The organism is Paraburkholderia bryophila (assembly GCF_013409255.1).
Classification (GTDB): Bacteria; Pseudomonadota; Gammaproteobacteria; order Burkholderiales; family Burkholderiaceae; genus Paraburkholderia.
The window spans coordinates 187565-207901 of sequence record NZ_JACCAS010000002.1 but is presented as its reverse complement, the minus strand read 5'-3'; the positions used below and the strand labels follow the sequence as shown (position 1 = coordinate 207901).

Annotated in this window: 16 protein-coding genes; 6 read left to right on the top strand and 10 right to left on the bottom strand. The window is 64.6% G+C overall.

Annotation, left to right across the window (positions count from 1 at the left end):
* Window positions 1-58 precede the first annotated feature (58 nt).
* The 6 genes from GGD40_RS22200 to GGD40_RS22175 form a co-directional block, all read right to left on the bottom strand.
* The gene (locus GGD40_RS22200) at window positions 59-4045 is read right to left on the bottom strand and encodes a tetratricopeptide repeat protein (RefSeq protein ID WP_179745107.1); all 3987 of its coding nucleotides are present in this window, start codon (window positions 4043-4045) and stop codon (window positions 59-61) included.
* On the bottom strand, window positions 4020-6938 hold the full coding sequence (locus GGD40_RS22195) for a bifunctional glycoside hydrolase 114/ polysaccharide deacetylase family protein (protein ID WP_179745106.1): 2919 nt from the start codon (window positions 6936-6938) through the stop codon (window positions 4020-4022). Before GGD40_RS22195 ends, GGD40_RS22200 begins: the two co-directional genes overlap by 26 nt.
* 156 nt (window positions 6939-7094) lie before the next feature.
* Window positions 7095-7337: a hypothetical protein gene (locus GGD40_RS22190; protein WP_179745105.1), complete on the bottom strand. Its 243-nt coding sequence runs from the start codon at window positions 7335-7337 to the stop codon at window positions 7095-7097.
* Window positions 7337-8656, bottom strand: coding sequence for a cation:proton antiporter (locus GGD40_RS22185; RefSeq protein WP_179745104.1), 1320 nt, complete (start codon window positions 8654-8656; stop codon window positions 7337-7339). Before GGD40_RS22185 ends, GGD40_RS22190 begins: the two co-directional genes overlap by 1 nt.
* A 100-nt stretch (window positions 8657-8756) precedes the next feature.
* Window positions 8757-9290: a PRC-barrel domain-containing protein gene (locus GGD40_RS22180; protein WP_179745103.1), complete on the bottom strand. Its 534-nt coding sequence runs from the start codon at window positions 9288-9290 to the stop codon at window positions 8757-8759.
* 29 nt (window positions 9291-9319) lie between these two features.
* Window positions 9320-10582 carry a DNA topoisomerase IB gene (locus GGD40_RS22175; RefSeq protein WP_179747006.1) on the bottom strand — a complete coding sequence of 421 codons (1263 nt, stop codon included), beginning with the start codon at window positions 10580-10582 and terminating at the stop codon, window positions 9320-9322.
* A gap of 173 nt (window positions 10583-10755) precedes the next feature.
* On the opposite strand from GGD40_RS22175, the gene GGD40_RS22170 reads away from it, so the two are divergent.
* From GGD40_RS22170 to GGD40_RS22155, 4 genes are all read left to right on the top strand, one after another.
* Window positions 10756-11106, top strand: a complete 351-nt coding sequence (locus GGD40_RS22170; RefSeq protein ID WP_179712961.1) for a chemotaxis protein — start codon at window positions 10756-10758, stop codon at window positions 11104-11106.
* A 110-nt stretch (window positions 11107-11216) separates the two neighbouring features.
* Window positions 11217-11780, top strand: a complete 564-nt coding sequence (locus tag GGD40_RS22165) for a DUF4142 domain-containing protein (RefSeq protein ID WP_179712963.1) — start codon at window positions 11217-11219, stop codon at window positions 11778-11780.
* Complete coding sequence (locus tag GGD40_RS22160; protein ID WP_179745102.1) at window positions 11777-12121, top strand: DUF1488 family protein; 345 nt, start codon at window positions 11777-11779, stop codon at window positions 12119-12121. The genes GGD40_RS22165 and GGD40_RS22160 overlap by 4 nt, the downstream gene beginning before the upstream one ends.
* A gap of 108 nt (window positions 12122-12229) precedes the next feature.
* On the top strand, window positions 12230-12811 hold the full coding sequence (locus GGD40_RS22155) for a hypothetical protein (RefSeq protein ID WP_179745101.1): 582 nt from the start codon (window positions 12230-12232) through the stop codon (window positions 12809-12811).
* A gap of 111 nt (window positions 12812-12922) precedes the next feature.
* Here GGD40_RS22155 and GGD40_RS22150 read toward each other — a convergent pair whose 3' ends face one another.
* The gene (locus tag GGD40_RS22150) at window positions 12923-13165 is read right to left on the bottom strand and encodes a hypothetical protein (RefSeq protein WP_179745100.1); all 243 of its coding nucleotides are present in this window, start codon (window positions 13163-13165) and stop codon (window positions 12923-12925) included.
* 357 nt (window positions 13166-13522) lie between these two features.
* On the opposite strand from GGD40_RS22150, the gene GGD40_RS22145 reads away from it, so the two are divergent.
* Entirely contained in the window at window positions 13523-13975 is a 453-nt protein-coding gene (locus GGD40_RS22145; protein ID WP_035557824.1) for a ferritin-like domain-containing protein, read from the top strand.
* Between the two features lie 215 nt (window positions 13976-14190).
* On the opposite strand, the gene ilvD is transcribed toward GGD40_RS22145, so the two are convergent.
* The 3 genes from ilvD to GGD40_RS22130 form a co-directional block, all read right to left on the bottom strand.
* Entirely contained in the window at window positions 14191-16050 is a 1860-nt protein-coding gene (gene ilvD, locus GGD40_RS22140; protein WP_179745099.1) for a dihydroxy-acid dehydratase, read from the bottom strand.
* A 220-nt stretch (window positions 16051-16270) separates the two neighbouring features.
* Complete coding sequence (locus GGD40_RS22135) at window positions 16271-17773, bottom strand: IS1182 family transposase (protein ID WP_179707906.1); 1503 nt, start codon at window positions 17771-17773, stop codon at window positions 16271-16273.
* 162 nt (window positions 17774-17935) lie between these two features.
* Entirely contained in the window at window positions 17936-18274 is a 339-nt protein-coding gene (locus GGD40_RS22130; protein WP_134964825.1) for a BON domain-containing protein, read from the bottom strand.
* Window positions 18275-18798: 524 nt separating this feature from the next.
* Between GGD40_RS22130 and GGD40_RS22125 the strand changes: the two genes are divergently transcribed.
* Window positions 18799-20301, top strand: coding sequence for an RNA polymerase factor sigma-54 (locus GGD40_RS22125; protein WP_179745098.1), 1503 nt, complete (start codon window positions 18799-18801; stop codon window positions 20299-20301).
* The last annotated feature ends 36 nt before the right edge of the window (window positions 20302-20337 follow it).

Below are 20337 nucleotides of genomic sequence, written 5' to 3'. Positions count from 1 at the left end.
TTGCTCTCCAGTCAGACAGGCTTGATTCGCGAGGCAAGCCGCGGCTTGCCGACGTCTTCTAGTACAGCCACTGATACCGCGCGCCGATTTCCTTCACCGAGGTCGAGTGATTCGACGACGCCCCCTGATACAAGCCGTAGATCAGCATCTGATCGCCGCCGAACAGGCTCCCCACGAGGCCGGTCATCACCTGGCCCGACCAGCCCGCGCGCGAGTCGCGCAACGGACCGGCGGAGAACATCGGCCGCCAGCCTTTCGAGTAGTTCTCCGGCAGGTCGTCGCCGAAAGAAAGCAGCAGGCCACCCTGCGTGAAGGTTTGCGGCATGAAGGCCTGCGCGTTGAACGGAGTGCCGGCCGGCAGCAGGTTCTGCAGCGCGGCGCCGGGTGTGCCGTTGGCGCTGTACTGGCCGTGCGAGAACACCGCGCGGATGGTGTAGTCGGGATAGTCGGCCTTGATCTTGTAGCCGGCGTTCAATTCGACCAGATGGCCGTCGCCGAGCGACGAACGGTCCTGGCCGTGAAAACGGTCGTACTCGTAACGGCCGCCGCCGAACCAGTGCGAATCGAGCCGGTAGTTGAAGCCGACCGACGCCATGTCTTTCACACCGGCCACGGTCAGTTGCGTGGTTTCGGTGGCGGACTGGTTGTAGCCGGCGGCATACGTGAGCGTGAGTTTCGGGTTCACCGCGTAGGTACCTTCCACGCGCGCGGTCACGAAATCCTTCAACGCTTCGCGGCGGCCGACGATCACGTGTTCCTCGTCGTATTGCCCCTTGTGCGAATAGACGCCTTCGAGCAAGCGGTCATGATTCGGCGCGTTGGGCAGCGACCCGGCGTCGGTGCTCTGATCGCGTTGCCGGTAGCGCAATTGCAGCGCCTGCGACGGCGTCAGCCGCACGCCGCCCGTGATCGATTCTTCGCTGAAGCGCAACGGCCCCTGGTCGCTGTAACGCACCGACGGCGCGACCGCCTGCGCGTTGCTGAGCAGCCGGTCGTGCAACTGGCCGTGCATCACGCTGTCGTTGGGCAGGCTCGTGAGCGACTCGAACGCGGTGGTTTGCGCGTCGGCGTTGCGGCCGGTCAGCGTCTGCGCATCGACCTTGTTTTGCCGGGGAATCAGATCGGGCAGGGTGTCGAGCAGGCGCGACAGTTCGTTGACGTCGCCCTCGTTGATCGCCAGTTGCGCCTCGGCGTACACCGGCCGCGTGCTGCGTTGAATGTATTGTTTTTCCAGCCACGCGCGTTCCATGTCGGACGCGTCCTGCACCTGGGCCCACGAAATCGCCGCCTCGCGCGCGATAGCCGTATAAAGGCGCCGCTCTTTGCGGATCGCGTCCTGTTGCGCGGGCGGCAGCAGGCCGATGTCGCCGAGTTCGGAGGTCTGCGCCGACTGCGCGTCGGCCTGACTCGCCTGGTCCGCGCGCAGCATCTCGATCAGCACGGCGCGCGAGCGGTCGCCGTTGTCGAACAGCGCGGCCAGCGCGACGTAGCGGCCGCGCAAATCGTCCTGCTCGGCGGCGGGCAGCGCGTTGGCCTGGTTGGGATCGCGACGGCGTCGCGCGAGTTCGAGCCAGACGCTGCGGCGCAATTGCCACGCCTCGTCGATGCGGCTGTTCAACTCCAGCGCGTCCGCATAGGTCAGCCGCCACAGCGGACTCTGCGCGGCCTGCGCCGACTGCTTGTGCAGATATTGCAGCGCCGCGCGGCCGTCGCCGAGACGCATGGACGCCGCAGCGTAGGGCGCCCACAGTTGCGGGTCGTTTTCGGCGTCGCCGGCCTCGTTGCGCATCGCGTTGCGCAGTTCGGCGTCGGTGCCGCGGTCGGTCAGCATCCACAGATACGCGGCGCGCGCTTCGACGTTGTCGGGCGCGAGGCTGGCGGCGCGTTTGATGTCGCGCTCGGCGTCTTCCACCGAGCCGGTTTGCCGCTCGTATTCGGCACGCGCCAGCAGGAAGGTGGCCGACTGTTCGGCGGCGCTGCGGTCCTCGGGCGAGAGCGATGCAAGCAGCGCGCGAATCCTGCCCCACGCCCGCGCGCGCTGATAGTTGTAGAGCGCCTGCGAGAGAGCGCGCGGCGGCCCGCCATGGCGGTACGCGTATTCGGCGAGGCGGCCGGCGTCGAGCGGCGAATCGTTGTAGAAACCGGTCATGGCTTCGTAGTCGTCGGCGTCGGCCTTGCCGCCGGCAATCAGCGCGCGATAGCCCTGGTTCGCCTCGTGCGGATGCTGGACTGTGTTGGCGAGCAGCGCGTAGAAGCGCCAGAAATCGCCGTCGGTGTTCGGCGCGGCGGGCTTGGCTTCATTCATCGCGGCGAGCGCGGCGTCGAACTGGGTGCGCGTGTAGAGCAAGGTGGCGATTTTCAGGCCATAGGCGCTGTTTGGGCCGAACTCGCGTTCGAGGTCGCGCCAGGTGCGCAGCGCGAGATCGTCGTCGCCTTTGCGCTCGGCGATCAGCGCGTAACGCTCCATCACCGCGCGACGCTGCGCGCCGTGCATGCGCGCTTGCAGAAAGCGCAGCGCGCTGTCCGGGTCGGCGAGTTGTTCGTAGGAGAACACCACGGCGTCGATCAGCTTCAGATTGTCCGGTTGCTGTTCCGACTGATGCAACGTGACGGCCAGCACGGCGGCGTTGTCGTTCAGACCGGGCGCGAGGCGCGCGACCTGCTGCCAGGCGTTGGCGTCGCCGTTGGCCTGCGCCTGCGCGAGGTAGTTGCGCAGCGCCACCTGCGGTTGATGATTCCATTCCGCGACCTGCGCGAGACGGCCGCGCCACAGGGTGGATTGCGGGTCTTGGTCGAGCGCGGCCTGGGCAATGCGCTGTGCGTTGGCGACGTCGCCATTGGCGAGGAACACGCGGTAGGCGAGTTCGTTGTCGGATTCGGTGGGGGCGTTGGGGGGAGTTGGGGCGATGGCAGCTGTTGTCGCTGTCGTGGCGATTTTGATGAACCCGCCGCGCTGGTCGACTGGTGCGTTAGCGTTTCGCGGCGCACGCGCGTGCTTGTCGTTGCAGACTTCGGTCGTGTTTGCGCATGCATCGACGGACAGCACTGCGCTTTGCAAACCACGCGCCTGACGCGCGGGCCGATACCACGCGGCGCGTAACCAGACGCCCTGGGCATTGCGATATTCAGCAGGCGCACGATCGGCAAGCGCTGCAGGCCGCACTGAGCGCATCTCGCGCGGCATCACCGCCGACATCTTGAGCAGCCGCTTCACATACTGCTCGGCCAGATCGGGCCGGCCAGCCGCGAGCGCCAGATTGGCGAGATAGCGCAGCGTATCTGGATCGTCGGCCAAATCGCCGAGATGCGCGTTCGCCGCCTGAATCGCGGCGAGCGGATCGTTGCCCGCCTGCAGCGCCTTAACGCCCGCAAGGAAACGCGCGCGCCGCTGGTCCCGATCGTCGGCATGCTGTTGCGCCTCGAACCACGCATTCGCCGCCGCCGCATAGCGGCCGTTGCCGAGTTCGGTTTGCGCGAGGTCGACCAGCCAGCCGCTCGCATGCGCAGGATCGCGCTGGATCAGCTGCCGGTAATACCGTGCCGCGAGTTCGCTGTCGTTCAGTCCACGCGCCTGACGCGCCAGCAACGCAAGTTGCTCGTTGTCCCAGGTGTACGCGGCGGCCTCGTGCAGCAGCGCGTCGAGTTCGCGCAGTCGCGCCGCCCGCGCGGGATCGCCGGCCTTCAGCGCGTACAGCCGCTGCTGGGCGATCGACACGCGAATCGCCAGCGCGCCTTGCCGTGCGGCCGGATCGTGCGACTGCTGCAAGCGGTCGAGCACGCGCGACGCCTCCGCGATCCGCTGTCCCTTCAGATACTCGCGCGTGAGTTCGGACAGCACGTCGGGATTGTCGGGATCGATCCGCAGCCACGCTTGCAGATACGCGATCGTCAAACCGTCCGCGTTGGCGCCGCCCAGCAGCCGCGCTTCCAGCTTGTCGCGCGGATAGGCGAGCACCAGCATCAGCGCGATGAGCGCGCCGAGTACGAGGATCACGGCCGGCGAAAACAGCCGTTGCCGTTCAGGTGTCGCAGGCGACGTCGACATGCAATTGATGAGCGTCGTTGGAAAGAGGTCGGCGGCTCACACGGCAGGCGCCCGCATTCGCGAGGCGCCATTGCGGCGCGATCCGCGAGCGCAGATCGAACGAGAAACCGCCCGACGTGCGTTCGAAATGGTCGATACGGCCGTTCGCGTCGGCGAGATACGGCACGCGTCGTGCGCTGGCCGCGTCGATCACCGTGAAGCTTGCTTCGCCGCCGGTGAGATGCACATAGGTGCCGCCCGGACCGGGCAGATAGCCGGCCACGCCGGTCGCGCTCGACATGTCGGGCACTCGGCCGACGGGCAGCCGCACGGTGCGCAGTTGACCGGCGTCGCGCACCACCCAGCGTGCGCCGTCGCGTGCAATGCTCATGTCGAGAAAATCCAGCACCTTGCGGGCGTATTCGGAGGAGAACACCGGATTCACCGGCTGCCGCAACACTGTGTCGAAAATCTGCTGCAACGCCTGCACGGACGCGAACTTGGTGCCTGAGAACATGTGGTAGTAAATGTCCATCGGCTTGAAGCGGATCGGCTGGTCCGTCATCGCGAAGGTTTCGAGCACGCGCGTGAAGCCGTAGTACGGTCCATGCCACAGGTCGGTGTACAACTCCTCGTTCTGGTTCGGCGCGAACACCTGGAAGTAGCCGTCTTTCATCACGCCGAGCGGCGCGATCGCGGTCCAGCTCGGATAGCTCTTCGTGATCAGCGTGTCGCCGCCGTTCATGTTCAGCACACCGGCGTCATACGCGGCCTTGAGCACCGGCGCGGGCACCTGGCAGTCGCCGCTCCACAGCACCATGCGCACCGGCTTCGAGAGCGGTGTGATCTGTTTGTCGATATAGCCGATCGACCCACCGATCTCGCGGTCGATATTGAAGCGGTAGCCGGGAATGTCGATCGACAGGCCGGTGTTGTTGGTCTGGCTGCCGCCCTCGGTCGGCACGTCCTTGTCGTTCGAGATGCCGAGTCCGGTGACACGCATCCATTGCAACGGATGCGTGTAAGTGTGGGTTGCCACTTCCACGTTCGGCAGTTCGAAGATGCGCCGGCCGAGCAGCCGCAAATGCGCGGCGAAGGCTTTGTACGGCCCGTCGTCGCTGACTTCGCCTTCGATCAGCGAGACCGTGGTCGGCATGCCCGAATCGCGCAGCAGCCGGAACAGCACATCGCCGGAATACTGCGGCGACGCGTCGGTGTTCGGCGTGCCGTGGTCGCTGAATTCGGCGCGCGACGCGAAACCGTCGCCGTCGATATGCGACATCAGCAGACGGCGGCCGTTCTCCGTGGTGGTGTCGGGCACCGGCATGTCGGCGGGCAAGCGCAACGCCGCTTGCAGAAACGCGATCGGCTGCGTGACCCAGCGCGCCTGGTTGACCGCGCCCAGATCGAACACGCCGAACGGCCGCATCGCGTAGCCGCCCCATGGCGTGAGCGCCGCGCCGTCGATCACGAAGTTGCCCGAGCGCAGCCGCAGCAATGAACGGCTATGCGGGCCGACGCGCACGGCGGTGTAGTCGTGCGGGTCCGGGCGCGGTTTCATTTCGAAGCCCATCAGCTTCGGATCGAACGACTCGACGTCGAGTTTGCCGTTCGATGGCTGGCCCGGCACGACCTGCAAGTCGAGCTTTTGCGCGAGCGCCGGGTCGAGTTGCGCGCCGAACGACGTGAACACCGCGATCGGCAAGCCCGCGTCGATTTGCGCCGAGAGCCACGCGCGATATTCGGTGGCGCGCGGCACGTCGTTGTTCATCCACAGCACGATGCCGGCGTAGCGGTCGCGTAGATTGCCTTGCGGCAACGGCTCGCGCGCGTCGGCGTAATCGATCCGGTAGCCCAGATAGTTCAGCGGCATGGCCAGAAAGCGCACGCCGGGCGACACGTTCAGATCGGTTCGCGCCGGCGGGTCCTGGATCACGAGAATGCGGCGGCGCAGCGGCTCGACCGCGCCCGCGCCCACGGTGACGAGCGCGCCGTCGGTCACGTACGGCACGACGCCTTGCGCGCGGATTCTGCTGACGGCGTCCTGCGCGCAGGCGCGATCGGCGGGCGGGCAATAGTCGATCGAAATGACCGGCAGAGAGTATTGCTCGCGGATCGTCTTCGCCTCGCCCAGCAGCCAGTCGCGATCGGCTTGCGGGACTTCGGTATAGCGTTGCTGCGCCTGATTCCAGCTGCGATATAAAGACTCGAATGCGACCGCATAAGCGAGATCGTGAATTTGCGGCAGAATTTCGAAGCCGCGATTCAGGATCAATTTCGCATTGGGATAACGCTGTTTGATGGCGCGAATGACCGCCACCAGTCCGGCTTGTTGAGCGGCGCGATCGGCGTCGGTTTTGGCCACCAACTGCCATGAATCCAGTGTATCGAGAAAAAAGCCGCGATAGCCTTTGTTCCAGAGCGGCGCAATGACATGTTCCACATACCAGGCGGGCCAGCCCGGCTGACTTTGATCGACCACGCGCGAGGCCCAGGCTTCGTTGTGGCCCGCGAGCCAGGCTTTAGGCAACGCCGCGTAGTAGCTGCGCGAAGGGAGCACTTCGCCGACGCTCGCGTAAGCAAACCAGGTGGTGTGCGGCAGCGGGTGAGCCAGCGGGTTGAAACCGCTGTCGGGTTCGACCACCGCGGCATCGTAGGCGGACAGCAGTTCGACCGGCGGGTTCTTGCCGTAGTACAGCGCGAAGGAAGGCTGGCGCAGGGTTGCGGCTGAGGCCTTCGCAGCGGATGAGGTCTGGGACGCGAGCGCGCCCGGCTCTATCGCGGTGCCGGTATCCGTCGCGGCGTTTGCGGCGCCGCCATGCAACCCGACTGAAACCGTAACGAGCGCGAACAAGGCAAACCGCGATGCGAACCGCACGACGTGCGACGCCGCGCGTTCAGGCCGCGCGGACATCGGCTCACGTGCTGCTGGCCGAAGCCAAACCCTGGGCGAGTAACGCGAGCCACGTTGCGTCATTGATACGTGGCATTCGCCTGGAGCGGCAAATTGACCCGGTACGTTCGCATCGATGTTGTCGCGCTCTCGGCAATGAGTTAGCGGCTATCTTAGTTAAGAATGTTTAAAGCGACTAGACTCGATTTGGGGTTTTTTGCTTTCGTCCAATGCCGATTGGCGGTAATTATTTTCAAAAAATGCACGGCGCATTGGTAGTCGGATCGAGCGCCGATGCTTTAGTAATTTGTTTGAAATGCGGCGTGTGATCGGCAGGGCTTTGCCGGCCGCTACGCCTGCCGTTTGCATTGCGGCCGGGGCGTGTTCGCTTCGCTTCAGTGTCCAGCGTGATGCGCTCATCAAGTTTCGCGGCTGCGCAAGCGGTGATACCAGTTCATCAATGGCGTAGCCGATACACCATGAATCACTACAGAGGCTGCAATCACCGCGAGCGTTAGCGGCACGAGTCGCGTGACGTCGGCGGGGGCGCCGTTTTCGAGCGCATACGCGAGGTAGTAAAACGAGCCGATGCCGCGAATGCCGAACCAGCTCATCAGACGCCGTTGCGTGGGCGTCGCGCTCGAGCCGAGCAGCGACAGTTCCACGGCAGCCGGCCGTACGATCACGAACAGCGCGGCGCACAGCGCGACCGTTTGCCAGGTGAAGAGTCGCCCCGGCAGGTTGGCTAGCACGTTGCCGACCATCGCCATGACGGCCACTTCGGCAATGCGTTCGAGTTCGATCGTGAAGCCGAGCACCGACTCCGTCATATACGCGTGGGCTTTGTCGGGATGCGCGGCGGTGGCTTCGACGTCTTCGGAGTCGACCGTGCCGATCGCCTGGCGCGGCGAGATACCGCCGCTCGCGCGATGCTCGACGCGGCGCATCGCGACGCCCGCGGCGAACACGGCCAGGAACCCATACGTGTTCGCGAGTTGCGCGGCGCCGAACGACAACACGATCAGACCCAGCGCGAAAAAGCCTTCCAGTCCGAGCGCCTGCGCGTGACGTGTGCGCAACCAGGCGACCGCATGCGTGGTGGCCCAGCCGAGCCCGCCGCCGATCAGGATCGCGCCCGCCACGCCCCACACCATGCCGCCGACGAGCGCGAGATCCAGTAAGCCGGCCGCGTGCCCCGCCGGCGTGGCGCAGACCGCGAGTCCGAGCGCGGCGAAGGGCAGGGCAATGCCGTCGTTCAAGCCGCCTTCGCCGGAGAGCGCGAAGCGCAACAGGTCGTGATCGCCGGGGTTGTGGACTTGCACGTCGTGCGCGAGCACGGGATCGGTCGGCGCGAGGATCGCCGCGAGCAGCAAGGCCGGTCCCCAAGCTAATTGCAGAACGTAGACGCCGAATAGCGTCAGCAGCGGAATGGTCGCCAGCATCGCGACGAAGCCGAGCCGGAGCGGCACGGTCCAGAGTTTGTCGAATACGCCGAGCCGCAGGCGCAGACCGATGGCGAACAGCGAGACGAGCAGCGCGATTTCGGTGACGACACGCAGCACATGCGCGTCGGCGACCATATCGAGGCGCAACAGATCGAAGCCGGGCGGTCCTAGCAGGTAGCCGGTCAACAGGTAAAACATCGCGGCGCTGACGGGCAGCCGCTGCAGGGTCGTCGCCGCCACGCCCATAAAAACGAGCACCGCGCCGACGATGAGAAACCACAGTGTTTCGTGCATGAGCATCCGGTCGAGGTCGGCATGCGGGGAGTGCATGCCGACCGGTTGAAGAGGAGCGCGAGGCCGGACGCGTGGCGCTAGAACCTGCTGGCGGCGCGGCCTAGAGCTTCAACCCACCCGCTTCGGGCGCGTCCGACGATCCCGCCGGAATATCGCCGACGCCCAGGTCGTCGCGTGTGTCGTACGCACCGCGGCCCCAGTACGGTTCGCTGCCGTAGTACTGATGCACGGAGGTGGCCCAGGTCTGATCCGCCATGGCCGGCCAGTGATCCTTGTCGAATCCCGGCGCGTTCTTGACGCGCTCGGCGGTCATGTTCAGCGTGAAGCACTTCTGCTCGGTATCGAGCGTCAACGCGTGCCATGGAATGGCCATCAGCTTGTCGCCGATACCGAGAAAACCGCCGCTCGACAACACCGCGTACGCCACGCGGCCCGAGCCCACGTCGAGCATGATGTCCTTGATTTTGCCGATGTCTTCGCCGTCGCTGCTGAGCACCTTGTTGCCGTCGAGGGTGGCCGCAGCCATCACGTCCGGACCGGGACCGTCCGCGGTGGCGCTGCCTTTGCCGACGATGCGGGCGCCCTGGCCCTGGCCCTGGCTCATGCCGGCTTGCGTCTGTGTCTGGTTGAGCATGATGTAACTCCTCTACAGGTTGGATGTACTCAAGGTGCAGCAACCGGCGTTCCTCGGTTTCTCTGTTCCTCGGTTTCTTTCCTGCGCACCACGCGCGACTTCTTCAGCAAACTCGTCAGCGTATCGTCGACGCTATCGGCTACCGCCGCCTCGCGCGTCTTGCGGCCCTTCGCGCCGGCCTGACGCGCCAACCGCGCCGCACGTTTCTCCGCGTGCGCGAGCAACGCGGCAAACGCGATTTCATCCACACGCAGGCCACGGCGCGTCTGACCCGGCGGCAGCGTCTGCAACTCGTCCGCTTCAAATGCGCCGATCACCGCCGGATGAATGTAGCAACGCCGGCACACCGCCGGCGTGTTGCGCAACAATGCCGCCACGTCCTTGACGGTCGCCACCAGATGCCGGCGCGCTTGCGCCGCGTCGCCGCAGATCAATCGCCGCAACGCGGCCAGTGCATAGACACTGCCGGCCCACGTTCGATAGTCCCTGGCCGTGAAATCCGCGCCGCTCGCACGACGCAGATAGTCGTTGATATCGGCCGAACCGACCGTGCGGCGCGAGCCGTCGTCGTCGAGATACTGGAACAGGTCGTGGCCCGGCAGTTCCGCGCAGCGCCGCACGATCCGCTTGATGCGCGGATTGTTCACCGTGACGTCGTGCTCGATGCCGCTCTTGCCGCGAAACCTGAAACGCAATTGCCCGGCTTCGATTTTCATGTGCTTCTTGCGCAGCGTCGTCAAACCGTACGACTGGTTCTCGCGCGCGTATTCAACGCTGCCGATACGGATCAGCGTCGTGTCCAGCAACTGCACGATTGCGGCGATCACTTTGTCGCAGGGCATGCCCGGTAGCTTCAGATCGCGCGCCACACGGGCGCGGATCTTCGGCAGCGCGCGGCCGAACTCGGCCATGCGCTCGTATTTGTCGGCATCGCGTGTTTCACGCCAGCGCGGGTGATAGCGGTATTGCTTGCGGCCGCGTGCGTCACGGCCGGTCGCCTGGATGTGGCCGCGCGGGTCGGGGCAGATCCACACGTCTTCATAAGCCGGTGGAATCGCGAGTGCATTGATGCGTTTGATTTGCTCTTCGTCGTCGATACGCTTGCCCGCCACGTCGAAGTAGGTGAAGCCGTCCTTATCCTTACCGCGCTTGCGTGTGTAGCCGGGTTTGGAGTCGTCGGCGTGGCGCAGGCCTGGCGGCATGGGTGGCGGCGCGGCTTGGGTTGCGCTTTGCGCTGCGCTGTCGCGGAGACGCTCTGCGCGGCGCGGGTTCGAAGTGGGCGTGTCGGTCATGGTCGCAGGTAGAAGTTTCAAGCATGGGGCGCCGATGGGGCACTGAGTCGCCGATGCCTGCGCATCAAGCAAAGGCGGTGCCCGGCGCATGCTGCGGTGCACTGCGCGCACGCGAGCGGAACGGTCCTTGCGCAGACTCTCACTACGGACCTCAACACACGAAGGAGCACGCCATGAGCAGCACGCTAAACCCCGATGAAGAGCCGCAACAGGTGGTCAAACAAACGGCGGGCACGACCGGCGCGCTCGGTCCGAGCGATTCGTCCGACAGCGGCAGCGACGTCGCCGGCGCGAAGCGTCATGCGTTCGACGTCGATTCCGAACTGGACAACCACGCGCTCGAAACCGGCGACAGCGAACTCGGCAGCGATACGGATCGCGCAGGCACGGGCGAGCGCGCCGCGGCCGACGGCGACTCGACGCTCACCCCGGACCGCGATATCGAACCGGACCGCGTGATCGACCCTATCGACCCATTGGCCCGCGACGACGATGGTCTCGACGACGATCCGCACGGACTTTGATGCGCCACGGCGATATAGGCCACCGGCATAGGCACACCTTTTGCTGATATTCGGTGGTGTCGCGTGGCCACGCTGCGCGTCGGTGAACCCGTGGACCAGGGAGAAAATGTATGAAACTCCGGTATTCCCTACAAGTGATGACGACCGCGCTGGGGCTAGGCGTGGCGTCGATCGGCGCGGTGTACGCGCAAGCCAGCGACGCCCCGGCCAGCGATGCGCCGGTGGGCGGCACGCACCTCTCGCCGGCTGACCAGCAATTCGTGCAGGACGCGTCGCAAGCCGACGCCACCGAAATCGCCGCCAGCAGGATCGCGCTGAAGAATGCCAGCGATCCACATGTGAAGAAATTCGCGCAGCAGATGATCGTCGATCACACCAGGCTTTCGCATGGCATGGCGGCGCTGGTCGCGAAGAAGGGCTTCACGACGACGCCGTCCGCGGATGCCGCGCTGGTCGGCAAACTGCAAACGCTCAAGGGCAGCGCGTTCGATCAGGCGTACGTCGAGCAGATCGGGCTGGAAGCGCATCAGCGCGCGGTCGACCTGTTCCAGCAGGAAGCGCAGAGCGGCACCGACTCGCAACTGAAGGCCGCTGCCGCGCATGCGTTGCCGACCATCAAACATCATCTCGCGATGGCGCAGCAACTCGCCGGCGCCTTGAAGGGTTCGTCATGAACGCGATCCTGCCGCGTCCGGCCTATGAGGACTCCCTGATGCAGATCACTTTTTCCGACGACAAGCCGGCCTTCGACGGCGCGAATCTGGTGGTGCGCTTCATGGCGCGCGTGGACGGCGAAGCGGTGTCGTGCGCGATCACCGCCGAAGCGCTCGAAGATCATTTCGGCGCCGATTCCGCGCTCGAATCCGCGTTGATGTCCGCGTTCGACAAAGGCCGCCATCGCATCCGTTCGGTTTGCGCGGAAGCGCTCGACCTGAATGCCGGCGAAGGCGTAGTGTTGCATAGCGGACTGTTCAGAGTGGAAGGCATGGAACCGGATCGCGGCGCCACGGCGTAGCGCTGACGTTGTCGTGTGCCTGCTTGCGCGTCGGCTTGCACGTCTTGCAGCGCAGCAATGCATGGCCACGCAGTTCGCGAACGTCAATCAACGATGCAAGGAGGCCTTATGTCACTCATCGTCGCAGCACGTTTCACGACGTTTCCAACCGCGGAAGACGCGGCACAGAAGCTCTTCAACGCAGGTTTCGTCGAAGAAGACGTCACGCTGTTCTTCGTCAATCCGCGCGGCCAGCACGCGCGTTATCCGATTGGCGGCGACACCGCTACCGATCCGAGCGCGCGGGAGGCGCCGAAGGGCGCCGGGCTCGGCGTCACGATCGGTGCCGTGGTGGGCGCGGTGGTGGGCGTCGGTATTTTCGCGGCGTTCTCGGCACCGATTCTCGTGTCGCTGATCGCCGCCGGGGTCGGCGCTTATATCGGCTCGCTGGCCGGCGCCATGATGCGTATGCGGGGCGGGGGTGCGCCGGGTCATCGCTCGCCTTTCCACGAGGAAACACGCGATTCGGGCGTGCTCGTCGCGGTGCATGTGTCGCCGGACAATCAGTTCGACGCCGCGCGTGTGCTGCGCGAGGCGGGCGGGGTGGCGATCGAGCGGGCGAGCGGACGCTGGCAGCAGGGACGGTGGGCGGATTTCGATCCGTTGAAGCAACCCGAGCCGCTGAACGAGTTCACGGAGAGACACGCTTGATGCAGCGAATGTGAGCTGTTTCCGGCTTCGTTCTGGAAGCGTTGGATAGCAAACGGCCCGACAAATGTCGGGCCGTTTTGCGTTGATTTACCTGACGCTGACGCGCCGCATTCACACCCATATTCGCGGCGCATCATGCGACGGTACCGGCGCACGATCCACCTGACGATGGTCGCCGGTCGCTTCGCAGCCAGCGGGCACCAGACCTTCGTGCATCGCGCCGCACGACGCCGACATGTTTTGCATGCTAGCCGGCGTTGTTTCGTGCTGCACGAAATGTTCGCGAATCTGCATCACGGTCGCTGACGTGACGATTGCAATGGCAACCAGATATTCCGCGCGCCTGATTTTCATGGTGACACTCCCTGTCGTTTTTGCCTGCCTGTTGTTCTGAATTCCTTCGCGCGAATGGCCGGATGTTTTGTGTTGTCGGCGTCGTGCGGGCGCAGCTTATAAAGCAACCGTCGTGCCATTGAGGAAAGCGCCGTGCAGCGAGGCGTTCAGCGCATGCGTGACGAACGCGGCGCGCAACATTTACTTCGGTTGGCAAGATTGGCAGCGACCACGAAAGTTTCTTTCGCGCTGATTCGCCTGATCTTTCGCCTTTGCATGCCGGGCACGCGTCATGCGGATATCTCAACGAAGGCCGTCGCTGGCTCGCACCTGCCGGCTGACGGATTCCACGATCAACGAAACCCCTGGAGGTATTGCATGGCTACGAACGTTGTTTCCGTACTGAACGATCTGGTCGAAACGTCGAAGGACGGCGAGAAGGGCTTTCGCAAAGCGTCCGACGACGCGCACGACGCGCAGTTGAAGACGATGTTTCTATCGCGTGCCGAAGACTGCACGCGTGGCGCGCGTGAGTTGCAGGACGCCGTGCAGGCGTTGGGCGGCAAGCCCGACACGGGCGGCAGCATGAGCGGCGCGTTGCATCGCGGCTGGGTCGATCTGAAGTCGGCCGTCACGGACCGCAGCGACCACGACATCCTGGCCGATTGTGAAAAGGGCGAAGACGTCGCGAAGAAGCACTATCACGACGCGCTCGAAAAGGATTTGCCGGTGGACGTCCGCGCGATCGTCGAGCGGCAGTATCAGGGCGTGCTGCAGAACCATGACCGCGTGCGCGATCTGCGCGATCAGTACGCGGCGGCGAAGCGTTGATAGCGGGTGAATGGGCGGCCGCGCGTTAGTGGCTGCATGAAATGGTTGTATGAGCAGTTCAGCGGCCTGGTGCTTGTAAAAGCGCCAGGCCGTTGTGTGTGAGGCGTGGCGCTCCGCAATGATCGCATTGCGCATCGCAGCGAAAGTCGCACGCATAAAAAAAGCCGCTCCGTAGAGCGGCTTCGACACGAACGGGCCCGCAGCCCGCCGCAGGATCAGTCGTCCAGCAGCGACAGATCGCGCACCGCGCCCTTATCGGCCGACATCACCAGCTTGGCGTACGCCTTCAGCGCCGCGGACACCTTGCGCGGACGCGGATTCGCAGGCTTCCAGCCCTTCGCGTTCTGCACTTCGCGACGGCGCGCGAGTTCCTCATCGGACACCAGCACGTTGATCGTGCGGTTCGGAATGTCGATACGGATCTTGTCGCCGTTACGCACCAGGCCGATCGCACCGCCGGCTGCCGCCTCAGGCGAGCAGTGGCCGATCGACAGCCCCGAGGTGCCACCCGAAAAGCGGCCGTCGGTCAGCAGCGCGCAAGCCTTGCCCAACCCCTTCGACTTGATATAGCTCGTCGGGTAGAGCATTTCCTGCATGCCGGGACCGCCCTTGGGGCCTTCGTAGCGCACGATAACCACGTCGCCGGCCTTGACCTTGTCGTTGAGAATGTCCTCGACCGCTTCGTCTTGCGATTCGGTCACATGGGCCGTGCCCTCGAACACGTGAATGCTCTCGTCGACGCCCGCGGTCTTCACGACGCAACCGTCGAGCGCGATGTTGCCGGTCAGCACGCCGAGCCCGCCTTCTTTCGAGAACGCGTGTTCGTACGAACGGATGCAGCCTTCGGCACGGTCGAGATCCAGGCTCGGCCAACGCGTGTTCTGGCTGAACGCGATCTGCGTCGGAACACCGGCGGGGCCTGCCATGTAGAAGGTCCGCACGGCTTCGTCTTGCGTACGGACGATGTCCCACTGGTCCAGCGCATCTTTCAGCGTGGCGGTGTGCACGGTGGGCACGTCGGTGTGCAGCTTGCCCGCGCGGTCCAGCTCGCCCAGGATCGCCATGATGCCGCCCGCGCGATGCACGTCTTCGATGTGGTACTTGTTGGTGTTCGGCGCCACCTTGCACAACTGCGGCACGATGCGCGACAGGCGGTCGATGTCGGTCATCGTGAAGTCGATCTCCGCTTCGCGGGCAATCGCCAGCAAGTGCAGGATCGTGTTGGTCGAACCGCCCATGGCGATGTCCAGCGTCATGGCGTTTTCGAACGCCTTGAAGCCCACCGCGCGCGGCAGGATCGACGCGTTTTCTTCTTCGTAATACTGGCGTGCCAGTTCCACCACCTGGCGGCCGGCGCGCTTGAACAACTGCTCGCGGTCGGCGTGGGTTGCCACCACCGTGCCGTTACCCGGCAGCGACAGACCGAGCGCTTCGGTCAGGCAGTTCATCGAATTGGCCGTGAACATGCCCGAGCACGAGCCGCAGGTCGGGCAGGCGGAACGTTCCACTTCGGCGACGTCGGCGTCGGAATAGCTCGGGTCGGCGGCGATCACCATGGCGTCCACCAGGTCGAGCTTCTTGAACTCGATGGTACCGGTCTTCGGATTCGCGAGGCGCGTCTTGCCGGCTTCCATCGGGCCGCCCGAGACGAAGATCACCGGAATGTTGAGCCGCATGGCGGCCATCAGCATGCCCGGGGTGATCTTGTCGCAGTTCGAGATGCAGACCATGGCGTCGGCGCAGTGCGCATTGACCATGTATTCGACCGAGTCCGCGATGATGTCGCGGCTGGGCAGCGAATACAGCATGCCGTCGTGGCCCATGGCAATGCCGTCGTCGACGGCAATGGTGTTGAATTCTTTGGCGACGCCGCCCGCGGCTTCGATTTCGCGCGCGACGAGCTGGCCCAGGTCTTTCAGGTGCACGTGACCGGGCACGAACTGGGTGAACGAATTGACGACCGCGATGATCGGCTTGGAAAAGTCTTCGTCTTTCATGCCGGTGGCGCGCCACAGCGAGCGCGCCCCTGCCATGTTGCGGCCGGCGGTGGAGGTTTTGGAACGGTATGCGGGCATGGTGGTGGTTGAAAAGTAACGCGGAAAAGGTAGCGGGCCACGGGAGTAAAGGCCCCTCACGCGCCCGTGCGAACAGCCTTTTGAGCCGCGCTTCGGGCAAACTTTGTGATTATCCCACGCACCGCGAAAACGGCGCGGCAAAGAAAAAGCCGTTCGCGCAGGGCGAACGGCTCAGACTGCTGACCAACCCCACGTTTTTCGGAGCGTGGGGTTTTGTTTTTCAGGCAAAGCAAATCTGGCAGTGAAGCACGACGTGGCGGTTGAAACGGGCCAGAAGTGCAGCGATGAGCCACTGCAGGCGATTGCCGGGCCGCTGGCGCACGCATAAACACGCCCGCAGGCGTGCCACCAGCAGCGCGATCTTCTTGATGTTCTGCGCCGCAGCGCCGAGCAGGCACTGCTCGGCCACCTTGCGCAGCCCGCGCATCCTCGCGTAGCGATGCCCATGCAGCTGCTTGGCATCCGCGAAGCTGCGCTCCACCGTTTCCTTGCGCCGTTTGTAGATCGCCTTGCCCCAGTCGGTCAGGCGACGCGCATCGACGCGCTCCTTCGCGCGCTCCCATACGTGCCGGATGACCACCTTCACATGGTTTGCGCTCGTCGTGCATTGGCCGCGCGCCTCACAGGTGCCGCAGCGCGACGGATCGGACCTGAACTCCTGATAGCCCGCGCGGTTTGTCGTGCTGTAGCGCAGTACCTGCCCGCGTGGGCACGTGTATTCCTCGCGATACCGGCTGTATCTGAACTCGCGTTTGTAGAAGAACCCGGGCTTGTGATTCGGCGTGCGGTAGCCCATCACGCCCTCAATGCCGCGATCCTCCAGCCCCTGGCAGATTGCCGGCGTGAAGTAGCCCGCATCCAGCCCCACCGCCTGCACCTGGAAGCCAAAGCGTTCGCGCTGCCGGTCCAGCCGCGCCAGATACGGCTGGCTGTCGTGCACCGAGGCGGGTGTCACATGCGTGTCGGTGACGATTGAATAGCGCGCATCGACCGTGCGGTGATCCAGGTAGAAGAAGCCCGTGGGCTTGTCGTCGCGCACCATGTAGCCGCTGTCCGGGTCGGTGCGGCTGACCTTCGTTTCCTTGCGCTCCGGTGTGGCAGCCGACCTCGAGCCCTCATCGTCGTCGGGGCCTTTGCGTTCGTCGCGCCGCAGCGGCTTCTTATCGTGCGCTGCCCGGTCCGCATCGACCGCAGCGTCCAGCGCCGCCAGATAAGCCGAAGGCGCCTGTTCGAGCTGCACCAGATCAAACTTGCGCTTGTTGGCGTTCGCCTTCAGGTGGGTGCTGTCGGTGTAGAGCACCCGTCCCTCGACCATGCCGCGCCCGATCGCCTGCTGCACGATTGCGTCGAAGATCTCCTGGTAGACCGTCGTGTCGGTGAAGCGCCGTCGCCGGTTCTGCGAGAACGTCGAGGCGTCAGGCACCCGGTCCGTGAGCCGAAAGCGTGCAAACCACCGGTAGGCCACGTTGACCTGCACCTCGCGCATGAGCTGGCGCTCACTGCGTACCCCGAACAGGTAGCCGATGAACAGCAATTTGAACATCACCACCGGATCGAGCGCTGGGCGCCCGTTGTCCGCGCAATACAGGTGCGCCACCTTCTCACGGATGAATTCGAAATCCACCGCCGCGTCGATCTGGCGCAGCAGGTGGTCCTTCGGCACGAGTTCCTCGAGCGTCACCATCTCGAGTTCGTGCTGCATGGGCGTCGGTGTCTTCAGCATGCCCCAATTAAACGACAAAGCCCGACGCAAGGCCAGGCTTTGGGGGTACTTTGTCAGCAGTCTGAACCGTTCGCGCAGGGCGAACGGCTTGGCTGTGTTCCGCTGGAGCGCAGCGGGAAGGGACCGGTGCTAACCGGCGCCCGCCCGTCACATCGCCCAATCTTATTCGGCGGCGATCTTCAGATGGTTCTTCACGCTCGACACGCCCTTGACGGCTTCGACCACTTCGCCGGCCGCGGCCTTGTCGTCGGACGAAGGCACCGAGCCCGTGAGCCACACCACGCCCTTGCGGGTCTTCACGTGGATATGGGTCGACTTGACGTTCTTGGCCGCGAGCAGATCGGCCTTGGCCTTGGTGGTGATGGTGCCGTCGTCGACGTGCTGGCCGATGGTTTCCGACGCCGCCGACGGCGCCGAGGCGCTGGTCTGCGCCGTAGCGTTCAGTGCGAATGCGACACAAGCAATGCTACCTGCTGCCTTGAGAAATTGGATCGTCTTCATATGGTTTCTCCTTCGGGTGTTGATGAAAATGGCGGTCTTGTTGCCTGCGAACGATCGCGACCGAAGCCGCTGATGACTCGCGTGGGGTCGTTGCCGCTACGGTTCCGTCACGGCCCGTTATCGACACCGGACGAAGGTGCTTGCCTGGCGATTCGCTGCGTTGCCGCGTTCACTGCCACTGCAAAAACCGGCGTCCGTCCACATAGTGCTCATCCGCAAGGGGTGTGCCTGCATGTGGCCGTATCGGCCTGGTATCAGCCTGGGAACGCGGCAAAACCGTTACGGGGCGGATATTTCGGCTGAGGAATAGCGATGAATGGCGATGCAACGCGGTGTCAGGCAGGCTGCGCCGACAGGGTCCGGAATTTGCCGGGTGGTTGTAAAAAAGGCCGCGCGGCGCCTGCGCAATTGGCGGGCCTGAAAACGCAAACCATATAAAAAACAGCGTGTTGCGCGAGCTGGTACGACAGTTGCTCTAAGGAGGTCACGAACCATCTTTCGGCCACTAACGGGACCTCACTACAATGCCTTCCATCGAACTTCGCACAAGGCAGTCTCTCGCACTCACGCCGCGTCTTCAGCAATCGGTGCGACTGTTGCAGTTGTCGTCTCTCGAGTTTCAACAGGAGTTGCGCACGGCGCTCGATACCAATCCGTTCCTCGAGTACGACTCGTCGGAAACGGAAGACGTTGCGCTGGCAACCACCTCGCCGGGCGAGGACGCCGGCGCGCTGCCCTCGACCGACGCCGTCGCGAGCGCCGAACCCGACGCCATGCCCGCCGAAGCGGCCAGCGGCGACTCGATGGAAAGCGCGGGCCAGGACGACATGCCCGGCGACGCGGGCGACTTCGGCGGCGATTTCTCGGGCGACTACGGCAGCCGTAGCTCGGCCCGTCAGAACGGCGATTCCGACAGCAGCGATCCCGCCGAATGGGCGCGTTCGCAACCCACGTTGCGCGAGCAACTGCACGATGCGCTGCGGCTGTATCGCCTCGACGATCGCGATCGCGCGGTGGCCCGCTTCATCATCGAGGCGCTCGACGACGACGGCTATCTGCGTCAGGACCTCGCGGATCTCGCCGACAGCGTCGATCTCGAACCGGAACTGACCGAAGATGAATTGCTGGTGGCGCTGCGTCTCGTGCAATCGCTCGACCGTCCGGGTTTGGGCGCGCGTTCGCTGTCGGAGTGTCTGTCGCTGCAGGTGAATGCGTTGCCGGACGACACGCCGGGACGTGAGGTGGCGCGACAGATCGTCGATCATCATCTGGAACGTCTCGCGCGCCGCGAGCAGGCTGAATTGCAAAAGCAGATCGGCTGCAGCGCGGATGAATTGCGCGTGGCCTGCGCACTGGTGCGTAAGCTCGACCCGAAGCCGGGCAACTGCTACGGCCGTACCGAAGACAACTACGTGGTGCCGGACGTGATCGTGCGTCAGGTGCGCAACAAGTGGGCGGTGGCGATCAATCCGGCGGTGCAGCCGCGGGCGCGCATTCACCGCATGTATGCGGAGCTGTTCGCGCAGTCGGCTGGCGCGAGCCGTTCGCCGCTCGCGCAGCAATTGCAGGAAGCGCGCTGGCTGATCCGTAATGCGCAGCAGCGCTTCGACACGATTCAGCGCGTGGCGGAGTGCATCGTCGCGCATCAGAAAGCGTTCTTCCAGTACGGTGAAATTGCGTTGAAACCGATGGTGCTGCGCGATGTCGCCGACGAACTCGGTCTGCACGAGTCCACGATTTCGCGTGCCACGGGCAACAAATATATGGCCACGCCGCGCGGTATTTTCGAATTCAAGCATTTCTTCCCGCGCGAGCTCGGCACGGAAAGCGGTGGGACCTGTTCGGCCGCCGCGGTGCGGGCGCTGCTCAAGGAAATGATCGCTGCGGAAAACGCGCGCGATCCGCTGTCGGACGTCTCGCTCGCCAGGATGCTCGCCGATCAGGGCGTGCTGGTGGCGCGTCGTACGGTGGCGAAGTACCGGCATCTGATGAAGGTGCCGCCGGCGGAATTGCGTCGGCAGATGTGAGCGGTGCGGGACGCATTCGCGCACGTTGAGCGTTAG

Excerpts from the sequence above, each read along its gene's own strand:
- GGD40_RS22155 (WP_179745101.1), top strand. The coding sequence starts at position 12,230 with ATGTCACTCATCGTCGCAGCACGTTTCACGACGTTTCCAACCGCGGAA.
- GGD40_RS22165 (WP_179712963.1), top strand. The coding sequence starts at position 11,217 with ATGAAACTCCGGTATTCCCTACAAGTGATGACGACCGCGCTGGGGCTA.
- GGD40_RS22160 (WP_179745102.1), top strand. The coding sequence starts at position 11,777 with ATGAACGCGATCCTGCCGCGTCCGGCCTATGAGGACTCCCTGATGCAG.
- GGD40_RS22190 (WP_179745105.1), bottom strand. The coding sequence starts at position 7,337 with ATGAGCGCATCACGCTGGACACTGAAGCGAAGCGAACACGCCCCGGCC.
- GGD40_RS22175 (WP_179747006.1), bottom strand. The coding sequence starts at position 10,582 with ATGACCGACACGCCCACTTCGAACCCGCGCCGCGCAGAGCGTCTCCGC.
- GGD40_RS22125 (WP_179745098.1), top strand. The coding sequence starts at position 18,799 with ATGCCTTCCATCGAACTTCGCACAAGGCAGTCTCTCGCACTCACGCCG.
- GGD40_RS22180 (WP_179745103.1), bottom strand. The coding sequence starts at position 9,290 with ATGCTCAACCAGACACAGACGCAAGCCGGCATGAGCCAGGGCCAGGGC.
- GGD40_RS22130 (WP_134964825.1), bottom strand. The coding sequence starts at position 18,274 with ATGAAGACGATCCAATTTCTCAAGGCAGCAGGTAGCATTGCTTGTGTC.
- GGD40_RS22185 (WP_179745104.1), bottom strand. The coding sequence starts at position 8,656 with ATGCACGAAACACTGTGGTTTCTCATCGTCGGCGCGGTGCTCGTTTTT.
- GGD40_RS22195 (WP_179745106.1), bottom strand. The coding sequence starts at position 6,938 with ATGTCCGCGCGGCCTGAACGCGCGGCGTCGCACGTCGTGCGGTTCGCA.
- GGD40_RS22145 (WP_035557824.1), top strand. The coding sequence starts at position 13,523 with ATGGCTACGAACGTTGTTTCCGTACTGAACGATCTGGTCGAAACGTCG.
- GGD40_RS22200 (WP_179745107.1), bottom strand. The coding sequence starts at position 4,045 with ATGTCGACGTCGCCTGCGACACCTGAACGGCAACGGCTGTTTTCGCCG.
- GGD40_RS22170 (WP_179712961.1), top strand. The coding sequence starts at position 10,756 with ATGAGCAGCACGCTAAACCCCGATGAAGAGCCGCAACAGGTGGTCAAA.
- GGD40_RS22135 (WP_179707906.1), bottom strand. The coding sequence starts at position 17,773 with ATGCTGAAGACACCGACGCCCATGCAGCACGAACTCGAGATGGTGACG.
- ilvD (WP_179745099.1), bottom strand. The coding sequence starts at position 16,050 with ATGCCCGCATACCGTTCCAAAACCTCCACCGCCGGCCGCAACATGGCA.
- GGD40_RS22150 (WP_179745100.1), bottom strand. The coding sequence starts at position 13,165 with ATGAAAATCAGGCGCGCGGAATATCTGGTTGCCATTGCAATCGTCACG.